Below are 16,360 nucleotides of genomic sequence, written 5' to 3' on the forward strand. Positions count from 1 at the left end.
AACCGGTGCAATAGGACAAATTTGCGTCTGGATTTGGATGATTGCGACATCGTCAGTTAGCGCGGCAGAACTTTCATGTTTCATGGCTTCGCGAGCCTATCAATGCCACCACCTTGGGGTGAAAATTCCGTTGTTGATCGACCGAAAATCTGCCTGGTAGTGAAACGGGCGAATTGGCGTTATGGGTGCATTGCAAGGTCATAGGCGAGCATTGATCAATGTTCCAGTCAATAGCCAAGGAATTTTTTCTTCATGAAGCTACATTGGCCATCAGGACGAAGCATCTACGCGTCTATGACCTCTTCAAGGCTTCGAGGCATTTCGCCTCCGTCGAGACGCCTCCGGTCCTGTTTGCACAGGGGCATGCCATTCAACTCGACTGCTGACGTGATGACCGGATCCAAGGTCAAGCCGATCAACCTCGCGCCGCGAGGCTCAGCCACGATGAGCTATCTGCTTGGCAAGCTGCTGTTGCCTGGCACCGGGCAGCAATCCAAAAGGGTGTGCAGAGCGCCCTGGCCGGTGGCGGTATGAAGGATCGGCTGTGTCGATTCTTGCAACGTGCTGGATCGTTTGTTCATCAACTGGTCGTTCGCTCGGGCGCAATGGAAGAGGCTGCTTGGATGCAGCCGCTCCGTGTGTACTCGAAGCCTGGCAGAGCCGCTGAACGAAGCACGCGTTGAAACGAAGGCCTATCGCAGGACGTGCTGCGCTCATCGCGCCCAACCCAACGAGATATCCTGCTCGAGTTGCAAGTCCCTGCATGGATACGCACGCAGTCCGGAAGACTGTAAATCCTGAGCGGCACCACGCAGCCATTCATCAAACCCCTGGCCAGCCACCTCCCTTCTTCTTCAACTGCAGGGACTTGCTCGACCCCATGGGCCCTGAGCAAATGCCATTCGTATCTGACACCTGGAGCAACGCATGATCGTCGAACGCATCTGGACCGGCAACGCCTATCGCAACTACAACTACCTGATCGTTTGCCCCGAGAGCGGCGAGGCTCTTGCCATCGATCCCCTGGACCACCAGAAATGCCTTGCGGCCGCCAAGGAGAAGGGTTGGCAGATCACGCAGATCCTCAATACCCACGAGCATCGCGACCACACCGGCGGCAATGACGCCGTCGTCGCGGCGACCGGCGCCAAGGTGATTGCGCACCATCAGTCGGGCTCTCGCATTGCCGGCGTGGATCGCGGCGTCAAAGCCGGCGACGTGATCAAGGTCGGCAAGACCGTCGAACTCGAATGCATGGACACGCCCGGCCACACGATGTGCCACATCTGCCTGCGCTCTCATACCGAGCGTCCGGCACTGTTCTCCGGCGACACGCTGTTCAACGCCGGCGCGGGCAACTGCCACAACGGCGGCAATCCAGAAGACATGTACGCCACCTTCGACAAGCAACTCGCCAAGCTGCCCGACGACACCCGTGTCTATCCCGGCCACGACTACATCGAGAACAACCTGCGCTTCACGCTCGCGCGCGAGCCCGACAACGCAGCCGCCAAGGCGCTGCTGTCCGGCATGGCAGGACACGACCCGGTCACGGCCCGCGTCACGACGATGCGCGAGGAAAAGCAGATCAACACCTTCCTCCGCCTGTCGAGCCCGAGTGTCATTGCGGCGCTTCGCAAGGCCTTTCCCGATCTGCCCGAGAAGCCGGACCCGAAGACCGTGTTCGTCAAGCTTCGCGAGCTGCGCAATACATGGTGAGCCGCTAGCTAACACTCCTTCGCCTGCCGCGGAGTTCCGAAAAGAGGCGGTTGTGATCCAAGCGCGAGGCGCGTGAAGTTCGGAGGGAGCTGCTGCGCAATCAGTTATTGAGCGCTGCCCGAACCAAGGACATGGTCCTGTCGATCGTGCCGACACCGCTGATGGCGCGGTACTTCGGAGCCGAAGCCGGATCGGCCTTGGCCCAGGCCGAGTAGTAGTCGACCAGCGGACGTGTCTGCTGGCTGTAGACCTGGAGCCGCTTGCGCACGGTTTCTTCCTTGTCGTCCTGGCGTTGGATCAGGTCTTCGCCCGTGATGTCGTCCTTGCCTTCGACTTTCGGCGGATTGAACTTCACGTGATAGATGCGGCTCGATGCCGGATGCGAGCGCCGGCCGCTCATGCGTTCGATGATGTCGCCGAAGGGCACGTCGATTTCGAGCACGTAGTCGAGCTTGACGCCCGCCGCCCTCATGGCGTCGGCCTGGGGAATGGTGCGCGGGAAGCCGTCGAACAGGAAGCCGCCGGCGCAATCGGGTTGCGCGATGCGTTCCTTCACGAGGTTGATGATCAGGTTATCGCTCACCAAGCCACCCGATTCCATGACCGCCTTGGCTTGCTGGCCCAGCGGCGTGCCGGCCTTGACGGCTGCACGCAGCATGTCGCCGGTCGAGATTTGGGGGATGCCGTATTTCTGGCAGATGAAGGCCGCCTGCGTGCCTTTTCCTGCTCCGGGGGCGCCCAGCAAAATCAGTTTCATGGCGTCTCCGGCATGCATTGGATGTTGCGGAAAATGCCGTCGACGACTTCCTTCTTGGCCGCGTCGATGCCTTCCCAGCCCAGCACCTTGACCCACTTGCCTTCTTCCAGGTCCTTGTAGTGCTCGAAGAAGTGGCTGATGGCCTTCAGGCGCATCGGGTTCACGTCGTCGACCGACTTCCAGTGGCTGTAGATCGGCAGCACCTTGTCGGTGGGCATGGCCAGCACCTTGCCGTCGACGCCGGCTTCGTCTTCCATCAGCAGGATGCCCAGGGGACGGCAGGGCACGACCACGCCGGGCAGCAGCGGATAAGGCGCGATCACCAGCACGTCGACCGGGTCGCCGTCGCCCGAGAGGGTTTGCGGCACATAGCCGTAGTTGGCCGGGTAGTACATGGCCGTGGTCATGAAGCGGTCCACGAAGATCGCGCCCGATTCCTTGTCGACTTCGTACTTGATCGGGTCGGCGTTCATCGGGATTTCGATCACGACATTGAAGGCGTCGGGAACGTTTTTGCCGGGGGATATCTTGTCAAATGGCATGAGTTGTTGTTGATGGATGGGTTGGCGAACTTCCATACAGGATCGAGGTGAACACGCGGCATACGGGCGAGAAGATTCTCAGTCGCGCCGAAGGCCGCATCGACGGATTCAATTCCTCTGCGCCAACTGTTCCAGAATGGCCGGGTTCTCCAGCGTCGAGGTGTCCTGCGTGATGGCCTCGCCCTTGGCCACGGACCGCAGCAGCCTGCGCATGATCTTGCCGCTGCGCGTCTTGGGCAGGTTGTCGCCGAAGCGGATGTCCTTGGGCTTTGCGATCGGGCCGATCTCCTTGGCGACCCAGTTGCGCAGTTCATTGGCGATCTTCTTCGCTTCGTCTCCGGTGGGGCGCGCGCGCTTCAGGACGACGAAGGCGCAGATCGCCTCGCCCGTGGTGTCGTCGGGCCGCCCGACCACTGCGGCTTCGGCCACGAGATCGGTGCATGACACCAGCGCCGACTCGATCTCCATCGTTCCCATGCGATGGCCCGAGACATTGAGCACGTCGTCGATGCGCCCGGTGATCGTGAAGTAGCCCGTGTCCGCATCGCGGATCGCGCCGTCGCCGGCCAGGTAGTAGCCCCTGAGCTCGGGCGGGTAGTAGCTCGCCTTGAAGCGCTCGGGGTCGCCCCAGATCGTGCGGATCATGCTCGGCCAGGGCTTCTTCACGACGAGGATGCCGCCCTGGCCGTTCGGCACGTCGGCACCGGTCTCGTCCACGACGGCCGCCGCAATGCCGGGGAAGGGAAGGGTGCAGGAGCCCGGCACCAGCGGCGTGGCGCCCGGCAGCGGCGTGATCATGTGGCCGCCCGTTTCCGTCTGCCAGAACGTGTCGACGATCGGGCAGCGCCCGCCGCCGATGTGCTGGTGGAACCACTCCCAGGCCGCGGGGTTGATCGGCTCGCCCACCGAACCCAGGATGCGCAGGCTCGACAGGTCGTAGCGCTTCGGGTGCACGGATTCGTCGGCCTCGGCCGCCTTGATCAGCGAGCGAACGGCCGTCGGCGCGGTGTAGAACACGCTGACCCGGTGGTCTTGGATCATTTGCCAGAAGCGGCCCGCGTCGGGGTACGTGGGCACGCCTTCGAACACGACCTCGGTCGCTCCCAGCGCCAACGGGCCATAGGCGATGTACGTGTGGCCCGTGACCCAGCCGATGTCGGCGGTGCACCAGAACACGTCGTCCGGCTTCAGGTCGAAAGTCCACTTCGTCGTCAGCGCCGCATGCAGCAGGTAGCCGCCGCTGGAATGCTGCACGCCCTTGGGCTTGCCGGTCGAGCCCGAGGTGTAGAGGATGAAGAGGGGATGCTCGGCGCCCACCCATTCGGGTTCACAGGTTTCGGGCTGGCCTTGCGTCTCTTCATGCAGCCAGTGGTCGCGCGACGGAACCCAACCGATCGGGCCGCCGGTGCGCCGGTAGACGATGACGTTCTTGACGGTCTCGCAGCCGCCCAGTGCGATGGCATCGTCGACGATGGCCTTGAGCGGCAGTTGCTTTCCGCCGCGCACCTGTTCGTCGGCGGTGATGACCATCACGGCGCCGGCATCTTGGATGCGATCGCGCAGGCTCTGCGCCGAGAAGCCGCCGAACACCACCGAATGCGTGGCACCGATGCGCGCGCATGCCTGCATGGCGGCCACGCCCTCGATGCTCATCGACATGTAGATGACGACGCGGTCGCCCTTCCTGACACCGCGCGCCTTCAGCGCATTGGCCAGGCGACAGGTGCGCGCGAGCAGTTCGCGGTAGCTGACCCGCGTCACCTGCCCGTCGTCGGCCTCGAAGATGATGGCGGTCTTGTCGCCCAGGCCAAGCTCGACCTGGTGGTCGAGGCAGTTGTAGGACACGTTCAGCGTGCCATCCTCGAACCACTTGAAGAAAGGCGCCTGGCTGCCGTCGAGCCCTTGGGTGAACGGCGTTCTCCAGCTCAGGAATTCGCGCGCAAGGCGCGACCAGTAGCCGCTGTAGTCCGCCTCTGCCTCGGCCACCAACCTGTCGTAGGCGGCCATGCCGGCCACATGGGCGTCCTTCATGTCCGGGACTGGAAACAGAGGGGTCTTTGCTTCGTTCTTGCTCACGGTGGATCTCCTATTGCTGTCAAGTGGTCTGCCCGGCTTCATCGGTCTGCATGGCTGTTCAGCCAGGCCGCGATCGCTGCGGCACTGCGGAAGTCGTCGCAAGCGCGAGCCGGAACGGTGGGGTAGCGCTGATTCCACATGCGTGCCAGCGCCTGGCCCGGGCCGATTTCCAGCACGCAACGGACCTGTCGGGCCAGGACGTTTTCCATGCATTCGTCCCAGCGAACCGTTCGCGCGATCTGGGCCGCCAAAGCAACACGGGCAGACTGTGCATCGCGGATGCGATCGGCCGCGTTACTGAACAACGCGACCCGTGGCCCGTGAAAAGGCACAGCGGCAAGCGTGCGCGAGAAGCTCTCGGCAGCCTCGCGCATCCAGGGCGTGTGGGAGGCGACGTTGACCCGCAAGCGCGTGAACTGCGCGCCCAGCGCTGCGGCAATGCGTTCGGCGTCATCCAACGCGGCGATCGGGCCGCCGAGGATCACGCTGGCGTTGCCGTTGCGAATGGCCAGTTCGAGGCCGGCTTCGACGCGCAACTGTTCGAGCTTCCGCTCGGAAAGACCGCTCACCGCCAGCAGGCCGCCGGGCGCATGGGCGGCGCAATGATCCATGGCCTCGGCGCGCTGAGTCGCCAGCGCTGCCGCTGTGGCGGGATCGATCGCGCCGGCCGCGCTGAAGGCTGCCAGTTCGCCGACGCTGTAGCCGGCGATCGCGCCGGGCGCCGGAACCATGGGCGCCAACTGGCTCCATGCCGCCAGGGAGAGGCCGGTCAGCAGTGTTTGTGCGTTGTCGTTGCGCTCGGCCCAGGCCGGGTCGGCGAGGGCAGCCCGCCAGTCGTCGACGCCGAGCCGCGCGCACATATCGCGCACGAACCCGTCGTCGGCCAGCCAGGGCAGCATCGCCGGATGCTGGGTGCCCTGCCCGGAAAAGAGCAGTGCGAAGCTCATGGGGCGGGGCACACGCGCCCGATCCAGCAGGCGGCGGCGAGCGTGTCGGCCGCACCGCCGGGCGACAGGCGCCGCCGCACGAATTCGTCGGCAATGGCTTGCGCCTCCCGGAGCCCATCGGGTTGTGCGATGCCTCCTCGATCCAAAAACTCCCGCGCAGCGCGCTGTGCCCAGCGCAGGCCGGCGAGCCCGCCGCGGTGCGCGAGATTGCTGTCGTCCAGCACGGCGACGATGTGGAACAGGGTGTCGAGCCGGGCCTGCGAAGGCGTCAGGCCGCAGGCGATGGCTCGCCTTATGGCGGGCAGCGCGGTCTCGAACAACACCGGGAATGCCAGTGCCGCTTCTTCGGATGCGCCGCGCAGGCCGTGCTGCCGCGCGGCAATGCCGCCCGGCAGCACGGGCGCACGCCGCGTGCGCCTGGCCAGCGCATCGCCCCAATGCCGGCGCAAGGCATCGCGCAGCAACTCGGGGTGCAACGCACCGGCGTGCTCGCGCAGCGCGGCGCCCGCCGCGGCGCACAACAGGCCGAGCATGAAGATCGCGCCGCGGTGCGTGTTGACGCCGCCGGTGGCGGCGAGCATGCGTGCCTCCGCCGCGATGCCATGCCGCTCCAGCCCGTGGAAATCCGCGCCGCCGAATCCGGCCTCGGCGATCTGGGCGAAGTAGCGGCGCAACGAGAACAGGCTGCGCATGAACGTATGGGCGTCCATGTCGCCGTGGCTGCCGGAGTCGATCAACGTCACCAGACCAGGCTTGGGTGCCAGCGACAGCTCGTCGTACAGCGCGAGCGTGGCGGCGCGTCCGATCGCTGCCGGTGTCGGCGGTGGATACGGTGCCTGCGAAAGGGCGAAGTTCCTCACGCGGCCACCTCCACCAGCCTGGCGTGTTCGCACCACGCGGTATCGCGCTGCAAGGACACGCCGTCCAGGCGCTTGACTATCACCGCCCGCGCGCGTCCGGCGCGCCACGCGGACCATTCGCGCCAGGCCACCGCGGCGCCGTCGCCGAACAGGAGCTCGCCGTCCAGTCGCGGCCGCTCGGTGCCAAAGGCCTGCAGCGAACCGGCCACCGCATCCGCATGCGCCATGTCATCGACGCAGACCGACAGATCAAGGTCGGAGCCCGGCCGCACGTGGTCGAGCCCGCTGATGGCTTGCCAGCCGTAGCTGCCGAACACACGCGGCTTTGCGTGGCACGCATCGAGTGCGCCGAACAGATCGCGCACAGGGCCTCGTGTCGACGGCGGCAGCAGTTGCAGCACTTCGGTGAGGCGCGGGAACTCGTCAAGACCCAGCACCGCAGCGTGCGGTACCTGCAGCGCCAGCCGGCGCCGGCCCCAGCGCGCGGGTGACGGCAAGCCGAGCGCAACCCATCCGTTGGCCGCGGCATCGGGTGATTGGCGCGTCACCACCAACGGCAGCCGATGCGTCGCCCAGTGCGTCAGGCAGTCGCGCGCCTGGGTGTCCCATGCGCCATCGAGGAGGGCGGTCCAGCCCGGCTCGGAAAGCCGGGCGAGTTGATGGCGATGCAGGGGAAGCATGGCGGCGATGCGAGGCGGTGTTTGCGTTCAGGCCGCGTCCAGCACGCGCTGCACGACCCCGGCGGCAAGCCGGCGTCCGCCCCGTTCGGCGCCATCGCGCGCGCGCAGGTCGTCGGTCGGCGTGTTGGCGAGCGCGTCGCGCAGGCAGGCCTGCAAGTCGTCCCGCCACAGCGCGCGCACGCCCCCCATGGCCACATAGTTCTCCACGCCCGGTGCGAACACCGGATTGGATCGCGACAGGGCGGTGAGCTTGTCTTCCGGCAGCTTGGTCACGCGCGCCATGGCGGGGATGCGCATCACGCGGATTTCGGCATCCGGCAATGCGAAGCAGGCGTCGGCAATCAACCCCGAGGTGATGAAGCCGCCGGACAAGGCTTGGTCATACACCAGGCCAATCACGCGGTGGCCGCGGCGCCGCGCCAGATCGATGCTCGTGCCCAGGTGCGCCATCGCACGATTGATGCCGAGCAATTCATCGCGTCGACGCAGTTGCTGACCCTGGGTGTCGATCAGCAGCAGGATCGGCCGGCCCGGGTGCTGCTTGATGGTGTCGAGCACCACGCGGGCCTGCGCCAGGGCAAGCTGGACGCCGATCGGTGCATGGTTGGTGGTGCCGATCACCGTGAGCGGCTCGCCTTCGAATATCACATCGCCCTGCAGGAAGCCGCCGGTCGCGCGCATGCCGTGATAGGAGCCGAAGAGCTGGGTGGCAAGGGAGTTCCATTGCATCTGATGTTCCTTGGCTAGTTGGTGCGTAGGGTGCGCACGGTTTCCACCGGAAGGTCCGGGATACGCTGCGCATCGGCAATGCCCAGTGCGCTCCAGAGCAGCGTTGCCTCGTCGCGGCCGTCAGTGTCTTCCGGCAGGGCGTGCAGGCGCGCCGTGAGCAATGCGTGCTCCTCTTCCAACGCGGCCAGGGTCAATGACTTCGACGCATCGATTGCTGCGATGGCCGCTGCGCGGAATTCCGCCACATCGTCTTCGACCAGCGCGTCGCAGTCGCCCGTCAGCCAGCGGTGCTTGCCGCCGGTCGTGCGCCAGACCAGCGCGCGGTCGCGCGAATCGAACTCCTCCACGCCATGGGAGGCCTCGATCACTTCGGGCCCCGACATCGCCAGCCGCCCGACATCGCTCATCACGATGAAGTCGGCACAGCGCGCCACGATGCCCATGCCGCCGAAGCAGCCGTTGGCACCGCCGATCAGCACGACGACGGGGATGCCCGCGGCGCGCACGTCGAGCAGGGCGCGCATCACTTCCGACACCGCGATAAGGCCGGCGTTGGCCTCGTGCAATCGCACGCCGCCCGATTCGGCCAGCAGCAGTACGGCGGCCGGCCGGTCGCGCAGGGCGCGCTGCAGCAGGCCGACCAGCTTGGCGCCGTGCACCTCGCCCACGCCGCCGCCCATGAACGCGCCCTCCTGGGCGGCCACGAACACGCTGCGGCCATCGAGCATCGCGCGCCCGACTGCCACACCGTCGTCGAACGCGCAGGGCACGCCGAGCTGCGCCAGGTGCGGGCTCATGACCCGCTCGCCCGGAGGCAGCCATTCATGAAAACTACCGGGATCGAGCAGCAAGGCCAGCCGCTCGCGCGCCGAGCATTCCGCATAGCTGATCATGGCCGGCCTCCGGCGATCTCGGCCACCGCCTGGTCCAGGCGCAGGCTCACGACCGCGGGCGTGGCACCCATGTCGTTGATCGACACGCGCACGCCGGCCAGCGGATGGCGCGCGTGAAAGTCGTTCATCACCGCCTGCCAGATCGGCCCGAAGCCGCGTGCCGAGGTTTCGACACGCACGGCGCAGTCATGGCCGCCAGCGGGCTCGAGCAGCACCTCGAGGTTGCCCGAGCCGACCACGCCGACCAGCACCGGCGCAAAGGCACCGGCCGGTCGGCCGCCGGAAAAGGAAAAGTCCAGGGTTTCGAGCCCTGCGGGAACGTCGCTCATCGTTGAATCTCCTGCTACCAGTTTCTGAAGCGCCTGGGCGGCTGGTACAAGCCGCCGGAGGCACGCACCAGGTCGCGCATGCTGCGTGCGGCCAGCAGGTTGCGCGTGGCCTGGCGGGGGTCGATGCCAAGGTCCTGCGGTCGGCGGATCACGCCGCGGTCGCGCAGGTTCTCGACCGCGCGCTTGTCGCGCGCCAGGCCCACCGCGGTATAGCCGGCCACGCCGCGGATCGCCTGCTCACGCTCCGCATCGCTGCGGCACAGCAGCAGGTTGGCAATACCTTCCTCGGTGAGGATGTGCGAGACGTCGTCGCCGTAGATCATGATCGGCGGCAGGTCCATGCCGGCCTGCTCCTGCAGCGTCCAGGCGTCGAGCCTGTCGACGAAGGCCGGTTGCATGTGCTCGCGGAAAGTCTCGACCATCTGCACCACCAGCTTCTGCCCGCGCGGCGTGCCGGCTGCACCCGTGCGCCCGGCGCGCGCCTCGCGCCCGGCCTTGAGCCAGGCCGGGCTCGCATGCCGGCGGCCGCGCGCATCGGCGCCCATGTTGGGGGCGCCGCCAAAACCGGCGATGCGGCCCAGCGTGGCGGTGGAGCTGTTGCCGTCGAGGTCGATCTGCAAGGTCGAGCCGATGAACATGTCGCAGGCGTAGTGGCCCGCCGCCTGGCAGAACGCACGGTTGCTGCGCAGGCTGCCATCGGGGCCGGTGAAGAACACGTCGGAGCGCGCGCGGATGTAGTCTTCCATGCCCAGCTCGGATCCGAAGGAATGCACGGACTCCACCCAGCCCGCCTCGATGGCGGGGATCAGTGCCGGGTGCGGGTTCAGCGCCCAGTGCTTGCCGATCTTGCCCTTGAGGCCGAGCGACTCGGCATAGGTCGGCAGCAGCAGCTCGATGGCCGCGGTGTCGAAGCCGATGCCGTGGTTCAGGCGCTGCACGCCGTATTCGGCATAGATGCCCTTGATCGCCATCATCGCCATCAGGATCTGGACCTCGCTGATCTGCGCCGGGTCGCGCGTGAACAGCGGTTCGATGAAGTTCGGGCGCGGCGCCTTGACGACGAAGCTCACCCAGTCGGCGGGAATGTCGATGCGCGGCAGCGTGGTGGTCTTGCCGTCGACCATTTCGTTGACCTGCGCAATCACGATGCCGCCCGAGAACGCCGTGGCTTCGACGATGGCCGGCGTGTCTTCCGTGTTGGGGCCGGTGTAGAGATTGCCCTCGGCGTCGGCCGCCTGCGCCGCGACCAGCGCGACTTTGGGCGTCAGGTCGACGAAATAGCGTGCGAACAGCTCAAGGTACGTGTGGATCGCCCCGATCTCGATGCGCCCGGCCGACACGAGCTTGGCCAGCCGGGCGCCCTGCGGGCCCGAAAAGCTGAAGTCCAGGCGGGCCGCCACGCCGTTCTCGAAGACGTCCAGGTGCTCGGGCAGCGCCAGCACCGACTGCACCATGTGCAGGCCGTGCACCCGCTGCGGATCCACGTTCACCAGCGCCTGCGCGAGGAAGTCGGCCTGCTTCTGGTTGTTGCCTTCGAGGCAGACCCGGTCGCCGGGTGCCAGGACAGCCTCCAGGAGCTTGCCGATGGCTTCGGTGGCGACACGCTTGCCCGCCAGGTCGGCCCCGAGCGCGTTGGCCGCTCGCGCAAGACGCGCCGCGCGGTTCTCGGCCTTGGTGTTCCAGTTCATGTGGTCCATGGAGATCCTCAACCCACCAATGCCTTGGTGGCAAAAAACAGCACCGACGGCCCCATCAGGCAGCCCAGGCCGGTGTGGAAGGTCGCGACGAGCGCGCCGTAGGGCACGAGCTTTCGGTCGGTGGCGGCGAGTCCGGCGGACACGCCGCTCACGGTGCCCGCAAGCCCGCCGAACACCATGGCCGAGCGCGGCGTCTTCAACGCCAGGAAGCGCGCCGCGATCGGCGTGCCCACCATCACGATGATGGCCTTGACCAGTCCCGTGGCGATGCTCAGCGCCATCACGTCCGGGCTCGCGCCGATGGCCGCGCCCGTCACCGGGCCCACGATGTAGGTGACGGCGCCCGCACCGATGGTGGTCATGCTCACCGCGTCCGAGTAGCCGAAGGCGCGTGCAATGCATGCGCCGACGATGAAGGGCAGCACGGTGCCCAGCAGCAGCGACACCGCGCCGACCAGCCCCGCCTTGCGCGCCTCGGTGGCCTGGACTTCGAAGGCGGTGGCCACGATCGCGAAGTCGCGCAGCATTGCACCGCCCATCAGCCCGATGCCGCCGAACAGCGACATGTCGGCCAACCCCTTGTGGCCGCCGGTCTGCGTGCCGCCCCAGTAGGCGAGCGCCAGGCCGATCACGATCGCGATGGCCGAACCGTGCACGCGGCCGAAGGTCAGTCGGCGCGAGATCTGGCCCGACAGCAGGATGATCAGGCCGACCACCGCGAAGGCGGTCACGAGGCCATTCTCGATGGCGGCTTTTTTTAGGATTTCGAGCATGTCGCTCACTCCGCTTCGGTCAGCAGAGGGTTGTCGTGCAACCGGGGCGGGCCCTCTGTTTCAGCGGGGAGCCGTTCCGTGCGGTTGATCACCGCGATCACGCAGGCGCAGACCGCGACGGCGGCGATGGCCGAAAGCACCGCGACCGGGCCGCCGCGCAGCGCCGAAACCATGTCCTGCTGCGCCGCCATGGCGACGACGACGGGGATGTACATCGCGCCCCAATACTCGACGCCCAGTTCCGTGAGCTTCGGCAGGATGTCGCGCTTTTGCATGTAGAGCCGCGCGAAGATCAGCAGCAGCATGGCGATGCCCACGCCGCCAACGTTAGTCTTCACGCCAAGCGCCTGCCCAAGCAGATCGCCAAGGAAAATACCCAGCAGGTGGCATACGGCCAGCAGGGCGGTTCCGAGGATGATCATGTACGTCTCCTGTTTTTGTGCCGCGCAAGGTGCGCGGCGTTCTGGAGACGTACGGTATCGGCGGGGTCCCTCGTGATCAATTAACCGAGGGTGGCGATGCTTACGGCGCGCGAAACGGTCGCGGGTAAACCCTTAAGACAGTTCGGCCTTCGAGGTGCGGCACAGCGTCAGCAGCGCGAGCAGGTTGGGGTCGCGTTCGCGCGTGCGGAGGAAATTGAGCGCGATGGTCTGGCGCATCAGGTACCTGGGCTGTAATGGGATCAATCGCACGTTCTGCGGCATGACGCCGCGTACTCTGCCCGGCAGCAGCGTGTAGCCGACGCCACCGCTGACCAGGTTCATGAGCGAGAAGATGTCCCCTGTCTTCATCACAACGTTCGGCGTGAAGCCGGCCACGCGAAACGACTCCACGAAACCGCTGTACGTGATGAAGCCTTCGCTCAGGCTGACGAATCGTTCGCTGGCGCACGCCCCAAGATCGATCTCCTTTTGCGCTGAATAGGGGGAGTCCACTGGTGCGGCGAACTGGATGTCGTCCTCGAACAGAGGCTCCGATTCGACGTCGGAGGTCCCTTCGGGGACCGCCATGAGGGCGACATCGATCACGCCATCGCGCAGCTTCTGCAGCAGGTCGGCATTGGACCCCAGCACGAGCTCGGTGTGCAGGTCCGGCATGCGCAGCTTCAATCCCATGATCAGCCGCGGCACCGTGCGGCTTGTCAAGGAGTAGAGTGAGCCGATCCGGATTCGATCGGACGAGTAGCCGGCGACTTCCCGCGTTGCGCGGATGCCCTCGGACATCGCGCGCAAGACATCGCGTGCCACCTCCGCCAGTGCTTGTGCCGCCTCGGTCGGGTGCAGATTGCGGCCCTCGTGCCGGAACAACGCACAACGCAGCCCCGTCTCAAGCGAATGCAAGGCGCGGTGCACGCTCACCGCGCTGGTCTCGAGCTTTTCCGCCGCGCGGGCAAGATTGCCAGTCTCCATGAATGCCAAGAGAATCTCGAGCTTGCGGAATGTGATCTCTTCGTCGACGTGGAGGAGCATGGACGGCCTACGGATGGGAAGTCAATCGTACCTCTGGCTGAGCCGACCGCAAGCTTCGAGCATGTCCGAATGCGGGTAGGCCGGCGAGGTACTCGCGAGAAGTAGTTTCTCAATCGTGCCGTCTCATTGCATAAGCTCGGAAGCCGGGGTTACTGGCCCGGCGCCGGGGCCACGCACGAAGGCGGGCTGCACACATATGATTCCAGCGGCTTGTCGTTGGGATCGGCCCATGCGGCCCGTGTCGCCGCACTAGCTGCGACGTTCAAGCTGATGTTTTTGGGTGGAATGGGCTGTATGAACCAGCGGTCATACATCTTTGCCAACTCTCCGGTCTTGATCAATTCGCGAATGGTGTTGTCGACCATCATCTTGAATGCTGGATCGTCCTTTCGTAGCATGATCGCGATCGGCTCGACGCTGATCGGCTCGCCGACGATCCGGTAGTCGGCGGGGTTTCTCGAGGTTGCAATATTGCCGGCCAGCACCTGGCGGTCCATAACGAAGGCGTCCGCACGGCCCGACTCCAGGAGCAGGAAGCTATCCGCCATGTCTTTGCCCGACAACACGTCCTTGAACTTGATTTCTGCGGTGCGGTTGTGCTTTCGCAGCAGTTGAACGGATGTCGTGCCTGTCGTAGTGACGATCACCTTGCCCGCTAATTGCGTGAGCGAGTCAATGCCGGAGTTGATCTTTACTGCAACGCGTACTTCTTCGACGTAAGTAGTGAGCGCAAAGGCGACATCCTTTTGGCGAGTGAGGTTGTTGGTGGTTGCGCCGCACTCAAGGTCTACCGTGCCGTTAAGTACGAGCGGGATGCGGTTTTGCGAGGTCACTGGCTGGTAACGAACATCAATTTTCTTGCCAATTGTGCGCTCCAGGTTCGAGATAACGCGGTGGCAAACGTCCACGTGAAAGCCTGCGTATTTTCCGTCGCCAATCATGTACGAAAGGGCGCCCGAAGAGTCGCGCACGCCCAGCGTAACGGTGCCGGAAGCTTTGATTTTTGCGACTGTGTCGCCTGTCTGCGCAAACACGCAGCCCGCTGTCATCGCGGCGAGCGCGGCGGCCAATAGTTGTTTCTTCATTCTGAATCCTAGAGGGTGGAACGCGTTGAATGTCGGCTACTCGACGGTGATGGAGATGGAGAAAACCGCATTGCGCACACCATGCTCGGGCTGACCGACGCCGGTACTGTCGAATGCACGGCAACGCAGTTGGTAAGTACCCAAAGATGGCGGTGTCCACTCGAACTCGAACCGCTGCCATGCGTGGTCTTCGCGCGCATCAAGCTGTGCGGCTGCCCAGCTTGCACCCGCGTCGGTGCTGACTTCGACCCGCGTGATCGCATCGGCGCCCCACGCCCAACCGACGATCTTCTGTTTGCCGGGGGTCAGACGTGCCTGCTCAGCTGGCTGGACCATCACCGCGTGAGGTGCCACCCTCCAGACGGGAGAAAGCTGCTCCAGGCCGTCTTTGACGACGCGGTCGTTGTACATGACTGTCGTGAAGTAACCCGGAGATCTCGTGTCGCTCAGCGCGAGTCGTACCAACCATTTGGTTGAGTTCGTTCCGTAGAAGCCGGGCACGACGAGGCGCACCGGCCCTCCATGCTTGCCGCTGAGCGGCTCCGAGTTCATGTGCGTCGCGAGCATCGCCTCGCCATGCAGCTCCGAAACCGGCATGTCCTTGACATAGGCAGGAATATCGACGCCGTGGTAGTCACCCTTGTCGGCGCCGTAGGACCAGACGAACCGCGCGTCAGGCGCCACGCGCGCCCGTTTCAGCACCTCGGACAAACGCACGCCGCGCCAGACAACGTTCGCCACACGGCGCACCGGCACCGTGGGGTGCAACGGATGCCCCGCGCATTCATGAACCGCACAGATCTCGGTCTGCGGCATGGCTTCGAGGTCGGCCAGAGAGAGCAACAACTCATGCTCCACCAACCCGCCAATAGCAAGTCGCCAGCTTGCCCTATCGATCTCGGGCATGGCCATGTGGCGCAGAAAGAAGACATGCTCCAGCGGGGTGACAAAGTCGGTCAAGCGCGCGAGGGCAGGTTGTTGCAGGTTCGGCAGGTCGACGCCGGTGGACCAATACGCGCTCATGACAACATCGCGCCGGCGCTCGCGGCGTTGTCGCCTGACGGCTGTCCACGTAGCTGAGCAAATGCGCGAACAGGGAAGGCCGCCGCGTCGCGCGCCTTCAGCGGAATCGAGAAGAAGTCGAAAGACGCGCCATGCAGCTTTTCAAGCTGAGTCAGGTTCTCCACGATCAGGATGTCCTTCTCAAGAAACCATGTGTGGGCCGGGCGCTCCATGTCCTTGGTCGAATCGGCGTTCGAGCAGTCGACGCCGAACAGTGCAATGCCTGCGTCGCACAGGCGTGTCAGCACGTCCCGCGACACGAAAGGGTGCGCACGGTATGCATCGCTTCCCCAGTGGCGGTCCCATCCGAAATTGAACAAAACCGCTTTGCCTGCGATGTCGTCCGGGATCCGCAGGTCTGCCAGGCCCAGTGCCTGTTCCGGAGCTGCATGGCGCGCATCGATCATGACGCCTTCGAGAACGAGGCGGTCGAGCTCGATAGAGGCAATATCGGCCGCACCCTCGAAGCGGTGGCGTGGTGCATCCATCTTGGTTCCCACCGAGGTCTGAAAAGCCACATCGGTGATCTCGAAGGATGCCTTGCCCTCGTAATGCGCGCATGACTGAGCGTGGGTCATGAACGGGCGCATGCGAGCCGTGAGTTCCACCGGCTCGCCGGCATCATTCTTGAAGCGCACGCCGGGCATCTGGTCGTGAAACACATGAGAGAGATCGACAATCATTTCGTGGACTCCTGTTCCTTGAGGAAAGTGTAGGAGTGAGGATGAATGTCCACAAATGA

At 65.1% G+C, this 16,360-nt stretch carries 17 protein-coding genes; 1 reads left to right on the plus strand and 16 read right to left on the minus strand.

The window, feature by feature from the left end; genetic code table 11:
• Window positions 1–927 precede the first annotated feature (927 nt).
• Window positions 928–1,719, plus strand: a complete 792-nt coding sequence (locus tag BMW87_RS19025) for a hydroxyacylglutathione hydrolase (RefSeq protein ID WP_093078006.1) — start codon at window positions 928–930, stop codon at window positions 1,717–1,719.
• A gap of 100 nt (window positions 1,720–1,819) precedes the next feature.
• On the opposite strand, the gene adk is transcribed toward BMW87_RS19025, so the two are convergent.
• The 16 genes from adk to BMW87_RS19105 form a co-directional block, all read right to left on the minus strand.
• Window positions 1,820–2,476: an adenylate kinase gene (adk, locus tag BMW87_RS19030; protein WP_093078279.1), complete on the minus strand. Its 657-nt coding sequence runs from the start codon at window positions 2,474–2,476 to the stop codon at window positions 1,820–1,822.
• Window positions 2,473–3,018, minus strand: a complete 546-nt coding sequence (ppa, locus tag BMW87_RS19035) for an inorganic diphosphatase (protein ID WP_093078007.1) — start codon at window positions 3,016–3,018, stop codon at window positions 2,473–2,475. The genes adk and ppa overlap by 4 nt, the downstream gene beginning before the upstream one ends.
• Before the next feature lie 108 nt (window positions 3,019–3,126).
• Entirely contained in the window at window positions 3,127–5,049 is a 1,923-nt protein-coding gene (acs, locus tag BMW87_RS19040) for an acetate--CoA ligase (RefSeq protein ID WP_177192815.1), read from the minus strand.
• Between the two features lie 83 nt (window positions 5,050–5,132).
• Window positions 5,133–6,041, minus strand: coding sequence for an ACP S-malonyltransferase (locus tag BMW87_RS19045; protein WP_093078010.1), 909 nt, complete (start codon window positions 6,039–6,041; stop codon window positions 5,133–5,135).
• A complete protein-coding gene (gene mdcB / locus BMW87_RS19050; RefSeq protein WP_093078012.1) occupies window positions 6,038–6,901 on the minus strand; it encodes a triphosphoribosyl-dephospho-CoA synthase MdcB in 864 nt (287 codons plus the stop codon). Before mdcB ends, BMW87_RS19045 begins: the two co-directional genes overlap by 4 nt.
• Complete coding sequence (gene mdcG / locus BMW87_RS19055; protein ID WP_256216831.1) at window positions 6,898–7,581, minus strand: malonate decarboxylase holo-[acyl-carrier-protein] synthase; 684 nt, start codon at window positions 7,579–7,581, stop codon at window positions 6,898–6,900. Before mdcG ends, mdcB begins: the two co-directional genes overlap by 4 nt.
• 27 nt (window positions 7,582–7,608) lie before the next feature.
• Complete coding sequence (locus BMW87_RS19060) at window positions 7,609–8,310, minus strand: biotin-independent malonate decarboxylase subunit gamma (RefSeq protein WP_093078015.1); 702 nt, start codon at window positions 8,308–8,310, stop codon at window positions 7,609–7,611.
• A gap of 14 nt (window positions 8,311–8,324) precedes the next feature.
• Window positions 8,325–9,203, minus strand: coding sequence for a biotin-independent malonate decarboxylase subunit beta (locus tag BMW87_RS19065; RefSeq protein WP_093078016.1), 879 nt, complete (start codon window positions 9,201–9,203; stop codon window positions 8,325–8,327).
• The gene (mdcC, locus tag BMW87_RS19070) at window positions 9,200–9,532 is read right to left on the minus strand and encodes a malonate decarboxylase acyl carrier protein (RefSeq protein WP_093078018.1); all 333 of its coding nucleotides are present in this window, start codon (window positions 9,530–9,532) and stop codon (window positions 9,200–9,202) included. The genes BMW87_RS19065 and mdcC overlap by 4 nt, the downstream gene beginning before the upstream one ends.
• A 14-nt stretch (window positions 9,533–9,546) precedes the next feature.
• Window positions 9,547–11,229, minus strand: coding sequence for a malonate decarboxylase subunit alpha (gene mdcA / locus BMW87_RS19075; protein WP_093078019.1), 1,683 nt, complete (start codon window positions 11,227–11,229; stop codon window positions 9,547–9,549).
• Window positions 11,230–11,237: 8 nt separating this feature from the next.
• Window positions 11,238–12,002 (minus strand): malonate transporter subunit MadM, encoded by a 765-nt coding sequence (madM, locus tag BMW87_RS19080; RefSeq protein WP_093078280.1) that lies wholly within the window; start codon window positions 12,000–12,002, stop codon window positions 11,238–11,240.
• Window positions 12,003–12,007: 5 nt separating this feature from the next.
• On the minus strand, window positions 12,008–12,424 hold the full coding sequence (madL, locus tag BMW87_RS19085; RefSeq protein WP_093078021.1) for a malonate transporter subunit MadL: 417 nt from the start codon (window positions 12,422–12,424) through the stop codon (window positions 12,008–12,010).
• Window positions 12,425–12,556: 132 nt separating this feature from the next.
• The gene (locus BMW87_RS19090; protein ID WP_093078022.1) at window positions 12,557–13,471 is read right to left on the minus strand and encodes a LysR family transcriptional regulator; all 915 of its coding nucleotides are present in this window, start codon (window positions 13,469–13,471) and stop codon (window positions 12,557–12,559) included.
• Between the two features lie 149 nt (window positions 13,472–13,620).
• Window positions 13,621–14,556, minus strand: coding sequence for an amino acid ABC transporter substrate-binding protein (locus BMW87_RS19095; RefSeq protein ID WP_093078024.1), 936 nt, complete (start codon window positions 14,554–14,556; stop codon window positions 13,621–13,623).
• A 36-nt stretch (window positions 14,557–14,592) separates the two neighbouring features.
• The gene (locus tag BMW87_RS19100) at window positions 14,593–15,579 is read right to left on the minus strand and encodes a molybdopterin-dependent oxidoreductase (RefSeq protein ID WP_093078025.1); all 987 of its coding nucleotides are present in this window, start codon (window positions 15,577–15,579) and stop codon (window positions 14,593–14,595) included.
• The gene (locus tag BMW87_RS19105) at window positions 15,576–16,301 is read right to left on the minus strand and encodes a cyclase family protein (protein WP_093078027.1); all 726 of its coding nucleotides are present in this window, start codon (window positions 16,299–16,301) and stop codon (window positions 15,576–15,578) included. The genes BMW87_RS19100 and BMW87_RS19105 overlap by 4 nt, the downstream gene beginning before the upstream one ends.
• Window positions 16,302–16,360 lie beyond the last annotated feature (59 nt).

Source organism: Variovorax sp. OV084 (assembly GCF_900111625.1).
Taxonomy (GTDB): Bacteria; Pseudomonadota; Gammaproteobacteria; order Burkholderiales; family Burkholderiaceae_C; genus Variovorax.